This window comes from Undibacterium cyanobacteriorum (genome assembly GCF_031326225.1).
Classification (GTDB): Bacteria; Pseudomonadota; Gammaproteobacteria; order Burkholderiales; family Burkholderiaceae_D; genus Undibacterium; species Undibacterium cyanobacteriorum.
Genome location: NZ_CP133720.1, coordinates 4,108,255 through 4,121,087, shown reverse-complemented (window position 1 = coordinate 4,121,087; position 12,833 = coordinate 4,108,255). Strand labels below are relative to the sequence as shown.

Here is a 12,833-nt window from a genome sequence, read left to right as displayed (position 1 = left end):
TAATCGCAAATTCTGTTTTGAACAAATGAGATTGACGCAGTGTCTCAGCGGCTAGCTCGATGTGTTTTGAAGGTAGGCCATTCTGTTCTTTTGAGTAACTTGAGCAAGCATGCTTGAAATACTCAAAATTAAAGCAACCTCACCACTACCGAGAATGGTGGAGCCACCAATCCCTTGGAGATGTTGGAAGAGCTTGCCAAGTGGCTTGATCACGGTCTGAAATTCTCCAAGGAGTTTGTCCACCACGATGCCCGCTTTGTTTTCGCCGTAACCTACGACCACAACGTTTTGCCGCCTTGGTATTTCGCCTTGAATTTCGTAGAGCTGCCTAATGCGAATGAAGGGTAGAACTTCACCACGCAAATCCATGTAGTCGTTTTCGGTAGTCTGCCTTGGCAATTCAAGGCATTCGATGACGTTATCTAGGGGAATCACGAAGGATGAGCTACCGACTTGTACCAAGAAGCCATCGATGATGGCGAGGGTCAGTGGCATACGAATACGCATGGTGGCACCAACGCCGATTTCGCTGTCGATTTCTATGGTGCCGCGCAAGGATGTGACGTTGCGTTTGACCACGTCCATACCGACACCACGACCAGATAAATTGGAAACTTGATCCGCAGTCGAAAAGCCAGCTTCAAAAATCAGCGCATAAATTTCTTTGTCCGTTAGATTGGTATTTGGACTCACCAAGCCACGTTCAATCGCTTTCGCTAGAATTTTGTCGCGATTGAGTCCACCGCCGTCGTCTGAGACTTCGATCACAATGCTACCGGACTCATGATAGGCATTGAGGCGGAGTGTCCCTTGTGCTGGTTTGCCGCGCGCAGAGCGTACGGCAGCGGCCTCAATTCCGTGGTCCATCGAATTTCTCACGAGATGCATGAGTGGATCGCCAATTTTATCGACTACCGATTTATCGACCTCGGTATCGCCGCCTGAAATCTCAAGAACAATGTCCTTGCCAAGCTCGATGCTGACATCGCGCACAACGCGTTGAAAGCGGCTGAAGGTGGTGCCGATCGGAACCATGCGTAGCTGTAAGGCACTGTCGCGGACTTCCTCGACCAAACGCATGACTTCATAGGTCGATTCGATAAGAGAGACGTCATTGCTTTTCTCTGCACGCAAATTCGCGCCAGCGCCGGCAATCACCAATTCTCCAACGAGATCGATCAGCTTATCGAGGCGCTCCGCATCGACGCGAATATTTTGGCGTTCGCGTGCCTTGGTATCTTTGACTTGTTGTTGCTTATTGAGCGCCGCATTGAGAATCGGCTGCTGAACGATTTCTTGCTTGACTAAAATTTCGCCAATTGGCGCGTCTGCGCCTTTACCTTCGCTTTGCTGTTGGCTTTGTGCTTGCAACCGGAGGCATTCATCGAGTTCGTGCTTGGTCAAGACACCGCTCTTGATCAGAATTTCGCCAATTAACTCAGTGTCATCAGGCAAATTATTAATGATGGCAATGTAGTCGTCGATTTTGCTATTCGGCGGAACGATGCGGATGATGCTGTCTTCTCGTACGAACTCGAAGACATTTTCGATGGCTTCTTTACTCGCGCTACTTTTGAGAACGAGTTCAAAACCCAAATAACAGGTTTCTGCATCCATCTTCTCAATCGGCGGAATCGCATCGGTCATAGTGATAATGTTGATGACGTCGCCGAGCGTGCTGAGGTAACGAATAAACGATAAAGGATCCATCCCATTGCGAAGGCAATCGGGACCAAAACGCAGCGATAAATACCAGTTGCCATTGTCGATCGCACCACCACCACTCGACTTCGTTTTTACTTCATCCGATTGCGTCACCACCTGACTTGAACTACTTGGTTCGCCACTGAGGAAGGATTTCAATTGTCGATGCAGGTCGGCGCCGATGGCTTGTTGCTCAGGCGTCTCTTCGAGTACGCCTGCGGCAATGCCGTCCACCAATGTACTAATGTGGTCACGGCAAGGTAGCAGAACGGCGATGATCTCTTGTGATACGGGAATCTCTTCATTGCGGAGCATGTCGAGTACACTCTCGACAACATGAGTAAAGTGCACAATATGGTCAAGGCCGAACAAACCGGACGAACCTTTGATGGTGTGCGCTGCGCGAAAGATCGCGCCGATGGAATCTGATGGATTGGCATCATGTTCCAAGCCGAGCAACCCATCTTCCATGTCTTGTAATAGTTCACGACTTTCGACAACAAAAGTGTCGAGTGCTGCTTTCATTTCGTCTTCGAAGCTCATGTCAACTCCATCCCCGCGGTGTTTCAGGTCAAGACAATTTGGTCGCCGAAGCTGGCGGTCATATTGGATAGTTCAAGTATGTCCAGCACGGCTTTGCTATGCATGCTGTAGCGTAGTTTTTTGTTTCGTTTTGCGGCTTCTTGTTTGAGGACGATTAAGACTTGAAGTCCTGCGCTATCCATCTCATTGACTTGAGATAGGTTGATCTCCAAATCATCGCAGAGATCCAGTGCCTCTTGTAAATTCTGCTTTTCAGTCGCGGCAGTGTAGATCGTGAGCTCACCTGCAATGCTTCGAGTTTCCATGTTTGCCTCTCTAAGGCAGGATTAGTTTGGAAACAGCCGCCAACATTTGCGCAGGTTGGAAAGGTTTGACCACCCACGCCTTGGCGCCTGCTGCTTGCCCTTGAAGTTTCTTACCTTCTTGTGACTCTGTTGTAAGCATGATGATCGGTACAAATTTGTACATCGGAAGTTTTTTCACTTCTTGTACAAATGTGATGCCGTCCATCACTGGCATATTGACGTCGGAAATAATCAAATGCACTTTTTGCCCTTTGAGCTTGTTTAAGGCATCTTGGCCATCAGCGCCTTCGATGACGGTATACCCCGCGCCTCGTAAAGCTAGCCCGACCACTTGCCGCACTGATGCTGAATCATCTACGACCATCACTGTTTTTGACATGTTGTACCTCGCTGTATAGAACGGTCACTGCTGAGAAAAATTAGAAAAAGGTGATTTCTGTTTCGGTGTTGCTATCGCCTTTATCGGGCGGTTTGATATTGGCGTGATTAAAATGCTGATCATCCATTGTGTAATAGGACTCGAGATCTTTCATCCATTCATCCTTATCGGGGAAAGCTAAGTTCTGTTCATAAGTGGTGATGAGTTTGTTGATGTCGCGATCCAATACGCCAAGCATTTGACTCACACGATCTTGGTACTGCAGGGTGACGATCAAATTTTCTACGTCATTACGAATGATTTCACCTTGCGCTCGCATGGCTTCTGCCGATGCCCCCAAGTCCTGTACGTGTCCTAAAACATCTTTAACAACGTTGCCCGATTTGAGCAACATAGCACGGTCATTTGCGTTGGCTTTTTGGGCAGCACGCAAGGTGTCCTTTACCACGCGCGTGATTTCACTAACCCGCGTGGTGATGGTGTTGCCTGTTTCTGCAGAGATCAGCGAAAGTCGTCGAACTTCGCCGGCTACAACTGCAAAACCACGTCCGTGGATGCCAGCCCGTGCAGCTTCGATCGAAGCGTTAATGGCCAGCAGATTGGTCTGCGCCGCAATTGATGTGACGCTATGCGCCATATCCTTCAAGTCGGCTGTGGATTCGGCCAAGCCACCAATTGCATCTAACATTTCACTCTTGTTATCGAGCATTTTTTCAAGTTGTTCGATCAGAGGCTGGAGATCGTTCCTGCATAATTCGAGGAGATCAAGGGTGGACTGATGTTGTGTGTTGCTGCCGTCTGATGCGGCTGAAAATCCTGCTGCATCGAACTGGTTCACGAGCGAGCTAAAGCTTTCAATAAGTTGCGCGACCGCGGTTTCGGTTTTTTCTTTGATCGAAACCACGTGGTTTTGCCAAACGGGAAGCACGGCTTTGAAAAAGTCGGAGCGATTGTCGAGTTCGCTATCGATGGTTTTGACCTCAATGGCCTCTTCTTCTGGCTTGATTGTTTGAGCTGTCGATTCAGCAGATTCAATTGTGGACGCTGCAGCAGCGTGCACCGTGGTTTGTTCTCTTATCTGAGTAACGGTTGCGGCACCGTCTTCTTCAATGTAGGCAGTGGGATGCCATTTCTTCCAAGCGATAGCGCTTAGTAACACGCCGATAAACGATAGGAATTGGAGTGGCCCCGCTTGAGAAAATAAAGGCAGAGCAGCAAAGCAGAACACGAGCAACGGCAGTAGCACGGCAAGCTTGATGCCGCCTACTTGATTCTTCATCGGTAATCCGCGTTGACACAAACTCATGTGTTCCGTATCTCCAAAGAGAAAATCGATATGAAAGAGTGGGTGACGTTAGTTATTCACGAATCGGAAGCCATTTACAACAGCGAAAAAAGAAAAGTATTGCCTGAGAAATATGTTTCCCTGTGGACATAGCTTATCATGCTTAATCCGCAAACTGTTGCCAGAAATCAAATGATGTTCGTTGTTTTTATGGTGAGAGGGGGCGAGTGTCGCTTTTTCGCCATTCGAATGCCGAGCCTTATTTTTTATGGGTTTCTTTGAGTTTCGTCTATCTGAGCGCAATCAGTTCTTATTGAATTTCGTTTGACACCATGTTTGTTGGTATATTCGACGTAACAGTGTGTAACAATGCTCTATATCAACAAAAAAATTTACGTGTAAAATGAGGTAGCAAGTATTTATTTGGAGTGTAAGAATGAGCGAAAAACGTGCTCTTCGGGTTTTGATCGTAGACGATTACGATATGACTCGCACCTTATTGCGCATCATTTTGCGTGGTCAAAATTTCGAAGTTGTTGGTGACGCCACAGATGGCGCGATGGCCGTGGAGATGTGTCAGCGTTTGAAGCCTGATATTGTCTTGCTGGACGTGGTGATGCCGAAACTCAATGGGCTCGAAGTGCTCGCGAAGCTTAAAGCGTTGAACCCGATGCCGATGATCTTGATGGTTACCAGTGCGGAAGAAGAGCGAGTTGTCGCCCAAGCAATGCAATCAGGTGCCAGTGGCTATATCTTGAAACCGTTTAATACTGCCAGCGTGATCGAGACCTTGAATGAGGCGCGCGAGCGCTTCATTGTAAGAAGCGCGGCATCAGTCAATCGTGTAGCGCCAAACCTCTGATAGAACCAGTCCTGTATTTTAGAAATTAACTTCCGCCAGCAAATCCGTGTTGGCGCCAAGCTTCGTACACCACAATCGCGACTGAGTTGGATAAGTTTAAGCTGCGGTTGTCCGGACGCATTGGCAGCCGTATGCGCTGATGCAATGGAAACGATTCGCGGAGCTCAGGGGCGAGTCCACGTGTTTCCGCACCAAACACAAAATAATCGCCGGCTTCAAATTTTGTTTCCGCAAAAACCGATGAACCATGGGTGGTGAGTGCAAACATGCGAGCCGTGTTGGGTTGTTCACTTTCAAGAAAAGCCTGCCAGTTCTTGTGAACCTTCATGCTTGCATATTCGTGATAGTCCAAACCAGCGCGCTTTAATTTGCTGTCCTCTAAGGGGAAACCGAGCGGTTCGATCAGATGCAGTTGCACTCCAGAGTTGGCGCATAAGCGAATAATGTTGCCAGTGTTGGGTGGGATTTCTGGTTCGACTAAAACGACGTTAAACACGGGTGATCTTTCTATCTGAGGGTTACAGCACGGTTGTGGTCAATCAACACGCCATCATAGCAAATCTCGGTCTGCGAACCTAGTGTGAGGGCGTGCGTGACTTGGGGGTACGAGCGAAGACGAAGTTACTGACTTTGCGTGCGCCAGCATTTTTCAACTCTTGCGCAGCCGCATTCAGCGTGGTCCCCGTCGTCATAACATCGTCTACTAGCGCGACGTGAAGGTTCTCTATAGCACCAAGTTTATCCGGTGATATGAGAAAAGCACGACGGACATTGGCTAACCTGCGTTTTGTGTCTAATTCGCTTTGTGCGAGAGTTTCTTTGATCCGCCGCAGCAAGGTCGGCTGGATATCGACACCGATTTGCTGAGCTAAATGACGTGCAATTTCCATTGATTGATTAAAGCCACGTTGTTGTAATCTTATGGATCCAAGGGGTAATGGAATAATAAGATCAGGAAATTCGACTTCAGGTAATTGGAGTAGTTGATCTCGGATGGTCTGTGCCATCAATTGCGCTAATTCTAGACGACTTCCGAATTTTAATTGCAGGACTAGGTGGTCGAACGGAGGTAAGTAGTTGGCGGCGACCACGGTTCGATCGAAATACGGTGGCTCCTTTAGACAAGAGCCACACATCTTGTCTTGGCTTCCCGCTACGAGATCAATGGCGCACACAGTACAGCGTGAGCAGTTGTACCCAAAGTATTCATGTTGGCATCCGTTGCAGAGTAATGTTGCACTTCTCGAATCGCAAACGAGGCAATGTCTTGGCAAGATGAAGTCGAGTAGGGAAGCGAACATGCTGAGTGATCGGTTAAACTGCGTGAATGAAGTCTATTGGCTTGAAAAAGTCGAGAATTTAAGTTCGCCGCGCTGATTCGATAAGATTTAATTGTAATATTATTTATACTAAATGACCATTCAAAGCCAGTTTCCCTCAGAAGTCTTGTTTGGCGTTCGGCGCCTATTCTCAAACCCATCAAGAAGCGCGGGAAGTGCCTTCTTGAGAAGAGAGGTTGCGGAGCGTATGCGAGAAAAGCTTGCCATGGTAAGACTCGAAGCGAGTACCGTGCTCGATTTGGGATGCGGTGAAGGTGATGAGCTTTCGCATCTAAAACAGCGCTTTCCTGAAGCGACGATTTTTGGTGTGGATGGCGCGGAGATGATGCTAAAAGAGGGTAAAAAAACCGAACTTGCCGCACATTCAGGGATGGAGCGGCTGTTGAAGCACGTTTTGCCGTCGAGCTGGAAAGCATCTTCCAAGCATCATTTGTTCTGCGCGAATTTTGCGCAAATACCTTTGGCAAGTGATAGCGCAGACGTGATTTGGTCCAATCTTGCCTTACATTGGCACCCGCAACCGGACCTCGCCTTGAAAGAATGGAGGCGAGTTCTGCGAGTGGGCGGTTTGTGTATGTTCTCTTGTTTTGGTCCAGACAGTATGCGCGAGTTGCGTGAAGCTTTTGCTGCAATCGATCGAGCTCCGCATATGTTGGATTTTGTCGATATGCATGACTTTGGTGATATGACCGTTCACGCAGGCTTGGCAACACCGGTGATGGATATGGAGAAGATCACCTTGCGTTATGAGCGGGTCGAGCGCTTGCTTCAAGATGTTCGTGCCTTGGGGGGGAGCCCGCTTCCGCAACAGCACGAGCTGCGTGTCAGTAAATCTGCTTATCGGAAATTGATAAGCCTACTTGAAGCGACTCGTGGTGCTGATGGTCGTATCCCGCTGACGTTTGAGCTGGTGTATGGACACGCTTTTAAACCACCTGCGACGAAGCGCGAGAATGGAGAGTCGATTGTGCAATTTGTTCCGCGTAAATAGACCTCTTTTGGGCGCTGCGGATACGGTTCCGTCTCGAATTGCTGTCGATTTTTAGGTCGCTTGACGAAGCCTATATGCTCAATTAAAGGCAAGAATTTTATGCAATCCACTTGAAATTGCTCGCAAATTGTTGCCTGTCGTTATTATCAAAAAACGCTGCATGTCAACCTGATTTTGCGCAGTTGTCCAGTGTTTTCTTCTTGATATACCTCAGCTTTCGGCTTTATACTCTCGCAATTGTGGAAATTGTCGGTAATTGTTTGTGACAATTTCCGTTGAAAATTCTAATAGGTTTTTGGGGAAATCATGAAACATGCATTGAAGTCGAGAACACTTGGTGCTTCGCTGATGCTTGGGGCTACATTGATGGCAGCAGGCTTGCCAGCAATGGCTGCTGTCAAAAATAGTGAGGGCGGCCCGGCAGTACACCAGCTTAATTTGCAAGCGCCAGTGACGCAAATCGCGGAGCAAATTTACTCCATTCACAACATGATGTTGTACATCTGCCTAGCGATTTTTATTGCTGTTTTCGGCGTGATGTTTTATTCCATTTTGAAACACCGTAAGTCACTCGGTCATCAAGCTGCTACTTTCCATGAAAGTACGACTGTTGAAATCTTGTGGACTATCGTTCCATTCTTGATCGTTATCGGTATGGCATTGCCTGCAACGAAAACAGTGGTGGCAATGAAAGACACTTCCAATGCTGACATCACGATCAAAGTGACTGGTATGCAATGGAAATGGGGCTATGACTATCTCAAAGGCGACGGCGAAGGCATTTCCTTCTTGTCCACCTTGTCTACGCCGCGTGATCAAGTAGGCGCCCCAGGCGTTGCAGCGAACGTTGCAGCTCGCACTGCAAACTACTTGCTCGAAGTTGACAACGAGATGGTTGTTCCAGTGAACAAGAAAGTCCGTTTGATCACAACAGCGAATGACGTGATTCACGCTTGGACTATTCCAGCCTTCGGCGTCAAGCAAGATGCGATTCCAGGTTTTGTTCGCGATACGTGGTTTAAAGCAGAAAAGATCGGCACATATCGCGGTAACTGCGTTGAGTTGTGCGGTAAAGAGCATGCCTTTATGCCTATCGTGGTTCGCGTTGTTTCCGAAGAGGACTACAAAGCTTGGGTAGACACTAAGAAGAAAGAAATGGCTGCCAAAGCTGATGATCCAAGCAAAGTTTGGACAGTGGATGAGTTGAAACAACGTGGTCAAAGCGTCTATGAAAAGAACTGCGTAGCTTGCCACCAAGCAAATGGTAAGGGTGTTCCCGGTGCATTCCCAGCATTGGACGGCTCTGCTGTTGTTACAGGTCCAAAAGCAGCGCAAGTCAACATTTTGTTGAACGGTATTCGCGCTATGCCTGCATGGAAAGCTTCGTTGTCTGATACAGAAATTGCTGCGGTGATTACTTACACCCGTAATAGCTGGTCGAATAAATCAGCAGAAAACATCGTCCAGCCAGCCGAAGTTTTGGCTGCGCGTAAGTAATTGAACAGGAGATTGAGATGAGTAATACAGTAGCTGATCACGCACACGATCACTCTCATGGTCATGATGACCACGCGCACGACCATCCACACGGCTGGCGTCGTTATTTGTTCGCGACAAACCATAAAGACATCGGTAACCTCTACCTCTGGTTCTCGTTCACGATGTTGATGGCTGGCGGTGTCATGGCCCTCTTGATTCGTAGCGAATTGTTCCAACCTGGATTGCAATTGATGCAGCCAGAGTTCTTCAACCAATTGACAACCATGCATGGTTTGGTCATGGTTTTCGGCGCGATTATGCCGGCTTTCGTTGGTTTTGCTAACTGGATGATCCCATTGCAAATCGGTGCATCCGACATGGCTTTCGCCCGGATGAACAACTTCTCGTTCTGGTTGATGCCACCAGCTGCTTTGTTGTTGATCGGTTCCTTTTTTGTTCCAGGCGGCGCAACAGCTGCTGGTTGGACATTGTATGCACCTTTGTCGACACAAATGGGTCCTGGCATGGATATGGCGATTTTTGCCGTTCACATCATGGGTGCTTCATCCATCATGGGTTCGATCAATATCATCACAACCATCTTGAACATGCGCGCTCCTGGCATGACTTTGATGAAGATGCCAATGTTCTGCTGGACATGGTTGATTACAGCTTACTTGTTGATCGCAGTGATGCCAGTGTTGGCAGGTGCAATCACGATGACTTTGACTGATCGTCATTTCGGTACATCGTTCTTTAACGCTGCAGGTGGCGGTGATCCAGTGATGTATCAACACATTTTCTGGTTCTTCGGTCACCCAGAGGTGTACATCATGATTTTGCCAGCGTTCGGTATCGTTTCTCATATCGTTCCAGCGTTCGCTCGTAAGCCATTGTTTGGTTACGAATCCATGGTGTATGCAACATCGTCCATCGCGATCTTGTCTTTCATCGTTTGGGCTCACCATATGTTCACAACTGGTATGCCAGTTACAGCGCAGTTGTTCTTCATGTACGCAACCATGTTGATCGCGATTCCAACTGGTGTGAAAGTGTTTAACTGGATTGCGACAATGTGGAAAGGTTCGATGACTTTCGAAACGCCAATGTTGTTCGCGGTTGGTTTTATCTTCGTGTTCACCATGGGTGGTTTCACTGGTTTGATCTTGGCGGTCACACCAATCGACATCCAATTGCAAGATACTTACTACGTTGTGGCTCACTTCCACTACGTGTTGGTGGCAGGTTCCTTGTTTGCTTTGTTCGCTGGCTTCTACTACTGGGGACCAAAATGGACAGGTTTCATGTACAACGAAACACGTGGCAAGATCCACTTCTGGTTGTCTTTAATTTTCTTCAATATCACCTTCTTCCCAATGCACTTCTTGGGCTTAGCAGGCATGCCACGTCGTTACGCTGATTACGCAGCGCAATTCGCAGACTTCAACGCGATCGCTTCGATTGGTGGCTTCGGCTTTGGTTTGATGCAGGTGTATTTCATGTTGTTCGTGGTCATTCCATCGATTCGTGGCGGTAAGCAAGCTGAAGCGAAACCATGGGAAGGCGCAGAAGGTTTGGAATGGACAGTTCCAAGCCCAGCACCATTCCACACTTTTGAAGTACCACCAGAAGTCAAATAATTCAGATTGATTAGTTTGATTAGATAGACTTACAGGATCGGTTGTGCGCAAGTGTGAACGGTCCGGAATCAAAAAAAATGAGTAACGACAGAAAACCGAATAATTTGCGTACCGCCTTAATTTTGGCCTCCGTCGCAATTGTTTTTTTTGTTGGCGTCATCATCAAGCAGACTTTCTTACTGGGTAAGTGAATGATGCAAAACGGTGACGATTCTGTTGAGAAGCAGGAAGAGCGCGCTTTAAATGGTCAAATGTTGCGGAAGCTGCTGGTCATTGCAGTTCTGATGTTTGGTTTTGGATACGCGCTAATTCCCATTTATAAACAGATTTGCGAGCTGACTGGGATTAATATCCTGACGCCAAAAGATATTGATTTGAAGGAAGTTAAGAATTCTCAAATTGATACGACGCGTGAGGTAACCATTGAGTTTGATGCGAACACCCAAGGCCCATGGCGTTTCCGGCCGACGGTTTCAAGCATCAAAGTGCATCCTGGTGAAATGGCGCAAGTTGTGTACGAGGTCGTGAATAAGCAATCCTACAAAATGGATGCGCAAGCGATTCCGAGTTACGCGCCTCAGCAAGCAACGGCATATTTTAAGAAGTTAGATTGTTTCTGTTTCAAGCAGCAGACTTTGGAGGCGAATGAAGCGCGGCAAATGCCAGTAACGTTCTTCATAGATCCTGCATTGCCGAAAGATGTGAAGACCATTACCTTGTCTTATACATTTTTTGAAGTGGGTTTGAAACAGGGTGATGTAAAAGCAGGTTTATAGGGCGGAGTATGAGTGACCTCAAAGAAGCAAGTCAACGCAAAGGCTCTTTATTGGCGACAATGAAGGCAGTGTTTTGGTCGTTTTTTGGGGTTCGTAAAAAGAGCGATTACGAAAAAGATGTTGCTCAACTCAATCCTTTACATGTGGTTATAGCAGGAATAATTGGCGCGGCAATCTTTATTACAGTGTTGATCTTCATTGTCAAAAGTGTCGTCGCAAAGTGAACTTCTAATGTTCACACATTCATAAATTTATTAGATTAAACGCAGTTCAAAATTGTATCGGGAGATGGAAATGAGTTCTCACAATGCTACGGCACCACATTACTTTGTGCCTGGTCCTTCACAGTGGCCAGTACTTGGTGGCGCAACTTTATTGACCACGATGGTCGGTGCTTCGGCTTGGGTCAATGGCCTGACATGGGGTGCTTACGTTAACTTTATCGGGATTTTCCTGACCTTGGTGGTCTTGTACAAATGGTTTGGTGATGCGATTGCGGAATCGGAATCTGGCAAATACAGCGCACGTATCGACGTGTCTTTCCGCTGGAGTATGAGCTGGTTCATCTTTTCTGAAGTCATGTTCTTCGGCGCTTTCTTCGGTGCCTTGTTCTATGCTCGTACGATCACGATGCCATGGTTGGCAGATTTGGATCACAAAGTATTGTGGCCTGATTTTGCTGGTCAATGGGGTTCGGTCGGTCCAGCAGGTGTGGTTGAAGCGTTCAAAACAATGGGGCCTTTCCCAATTCCAACTATCAACACAGCTTTATTGTTGACGTCTGGTGTGACTTTGACGATTTCCCATCATGCATTGCGTGAAGGTAACCGCTCGAAGACAGCTTTGTGGTTGTTCGCAACGATTCTGTTGGGCGCAATCTTCATGGGCTTCCAAGCGTATGAATACATGCACGCTTACAGCGAATTGAACTTGAAATTAACTTCCGGCATTTACGGTTCAACATTCTTCATGTTGACCGGCTTCCACGGATTCCACGTCACGATGGGTGCGATTATGTTGTCTGTGGTCTTGTATCGTATTATGAAGGGGCACTTCACAGCAGATCATCACTTCGCATTCGAAGGCGCAGCTTGGTATTGGCACTTTGTTGACGTCGTTTGGTTGGGCTTGTACGTTGTTGTTTACTGGATGTAAGCCTACGGAGACTCGTAAAAAAAGCCGCACTTTGTGCGGCTTTTTTTAATGCGTTTTGAAGTGATCTAGGTTTTTAGTTCTTGGCCGAAATTCCTAAAATCGAACGAGATCGCGAGGTGGCAGTTCTAAACAGTTCCGTCGTCCGATTCTTTTCAAGCGAAGATCTCATCTTATCGAATGCCGGTGGGGTGTACTAGACCGAAGTGGTTAGCCAGTAAGATCAACAAGAAAAGAGAAATCGAGAAGCCAACCCGAAAGGCAAGTGCTTTGACAGTGCGATTACTGCGTCCTTTGTCTTTCATCATATAAAGCAGGGCGGAGCCAAGACTTAAGAAAATAAGAATAAACGCTAAGCCGACCAGAATCTTCATACA

General features: G+C 47.3%; 15 protein-coding genes and 1 pseudogene. 8 read left to right on the top strand and 8 right to left on the bottom strand.

Going from position 1 to position 12,833, the window contains the following annotated elements; translation table 11 throughout:
* Positions 1–51 precede the first annotated feature (51 nt).
* The 4 genes from RF679_RS17250 to RF679_RS17235 are packed head-to-tail and all read right to left on the bottom strand — an operon-like array spanning position 52 to position 4,210.
* The gene (locus RF679_RS17250; RefSeq protein WP_309481866.1) at positions 52–2,247 is read right to left on the bottom strand and encodes a chemotaxis protein CheA; all 2,196 of its coding nucleotides are present in this window, start codon (positions 2,245–2,247) and stop codon (positions 52–54) included.
* 23 nt (positions 2,248–2,270) lie between these two features.
* The gene (locus RF679_RS17245) at positions 2,271–2,552 is read right to left on the bottom strand and encodes an STAS domain-containing protein (RefSeq protein ID WP_309481865.1); all 282 of its coding nucleotides are present in this window, start codon (positions 2,550–2,552) and stop codon (positions 2,271–2,273) included.
* Positions 2,553–2,562: 10 nt separating this feature from the next.
* On the bottom strand, positions 2,563–2,931 hold the full coding sequence (locus RF679_RS17240) for a response regulator (RefSeq protein WP_309481864.1): 369 nt from the start codon (positions 2,929–2,931) through the stop codon (positions 2,563–2,565).
* Positions 2,932–2,971: 40 nt separating this feature from the next.
* Positions 2,972–4,210 carry a methyl-accepting chemotaxis protein gene (locus tag RF679_RS17235; protein ID WP_309481863.1) on the bottom strand — a complete coding sequence of 413 codons (1,239 nt, stop codon included), beginning with the start codon at positions 4,208–4,210 and terminating at the stop codon, positions 2,972–2,974.
* A 442-nt stretch (positions 4,211–4,652) separates the two neighbouring features.
* Between RF679_RS17235 and RF679_RS17230 the strand changes: the two genes are divergently transcribed.
* Positions 4,653–5,078, top strand: a complete 426-nt coding sequence (locus tag RF679_RS17230) for a response regulator transcription factor (RefSeq protein ID WP_309481862.1) — start codon at positions 4,653–4,655, stop codon at positions 5,076–5,078.
* A 25-nt stretch (positions 5,079–5,103) separates the two neighbouring features.
* Here RF679_RS17230 and trmL read toward each other — a convergent pair whose 3' ends face one another.
* The 3 genes and pseudogenes from trmL to RF679_RS18950 all read right to left on the bottom strand — a co-directional run.
* Positions 5,104–5,574: a tRNA (uridine(34)/cytosine(34)/5-carboxymethylaminomethyluridine(34)-2'-O)-methyltransferase TrmL gene (gene trmL, locus RF679_RS17225; protein WP_309481861.1), complete on the bottom strand. Its 471-nt coding sequence runs from the start codon at positions 5,572–5,574 to the stop codon at positions 5,104–5,106.
* A 79-nt stretch (positions 5,575–5,653) separates the two neighbouring features.
* Positions 5,654–6,085, bottom strand: a complete 432-nt coding sequence (locus tag RF679_RS17220) for a ComF family protein (protein WP_309481860.1) — start codon at positions 6,083–6,085, stop codon at positions 5,654–5,656.
* Between the two features lie 171 nt (positions 6,086–6,256).
* Positions 6,257–6,379, bottom strand: a pseudogene (locus RF679_RS18950) (hypothetical protein); the annotation flags it as partial.
* Between the two features lie 226 nt (positions 6,380–6,605).
* On the opposite strand from RF679_RS18950, the gene RF679_RS17215 reads away from it, so the two are divergent.
* From RF679_RS17215 to RF679_RS17185, 7 genes are all read left to right on the top strand, one after another.
* Entirely contained in the window at positions 6,606–7,409 is an 804-nt protein-coding gene (locus tag RF679_RS17215) for a methyltransferase domain-containing protein (RefSeq protein ID WP_373921697.1), read from the top strand.
* A 306-nt stretch (positions 7,410–7,715) separates the two neighbouring features.
* A complete protein-coding gene (coxB, locus tag RF679_RS17210; protein WP_309481858.1) occupies positions 7,716–8,906 on the top strand; it encodes a cytochrome c oxidase subunit II in 1,191 nt (396 codons plus the stop codon).
* Positions 8,907–8,923: 17 nt separating this feature from the next.
* Positions 8,924–10,528 carry a cytochrome c oxidase subunit I gene (gene ctaD / locus RF679_RS17205; protein ID WP_309481857.1) on the top strand — a complete coding sequence of 535 codons (1,605 nt, stop codon included), beginning with the start codon at positions 8,924–8,926 and terminating at the stop codon, positions 10,526–10,528.
* Between the two features lie 77 nt (positions 10,529–10,605).
* The gene (locus RF679_RS17200; RefSeq protein ID WP_309481856.1) at positions 10,606–10,719 is read left to right on the top strand and encodes a cytochrome oxidase small assembly protein; all 114 of its coding nucleotides are present in this window, start codon (positions 10,606–10,608) and stop codon (positions 10,717–10,719) included.
* A gap of 3 nt (positions 10,720–10,722) precedes the next feature.
* Positions 10,723–11,304 (top strand): cytochrome c oxidase assembly protein, encoded by a 582-nt coding sequence (locus RF679_RS17195; protein ID WP_309484042.1) that lies wholly within the window; start codon positions 10,723–10,725, stop codon positions 11,302–11,304.
* A gap of 8 nt (positions 11,305–11,312) precedes the next feature.
* Positions 11,313–11,528, top strand: a complete 216-nt coding sequence (locus RF679_RS17190) for a DUF2970 domain-containing protein (RefSeq protein ID WP_309481855.1) — start codon at positions 11,313–11,315, stop codon at positions 11,526–11,528.
* A gap of 70 nt (positions 11,529–11,598) precedes the next feature.
* Complete coding sequence (locus RF679_RS17185; RefSeq protein WP_309481854.1) at positions 11,599–12,459, top strand: cytochrome c oxidase subunit 3; 861 nt, start codon at positions 11,599–11,601, stop codon at positions 12,457–12,459.
* 170 nt (positions 12,460–12,629) lie between these two features.
* On the opposite strand, the gene RF679_RS17180 is transcribed toward RF679_RS17185, so the two are convergent.
* Complete coding sequence (locus RF679_RS17180) at positions 12,630–12,830, bottom strand: twin transmembrane helix small protein (RefSeq protein WP_309481853.1); 201 nt, start codon at positions 12,828–12,830, stop codon at positions 12,630–12,632.
* Positions 12,831–12,833: the final 3 nt, after the last annotated feature.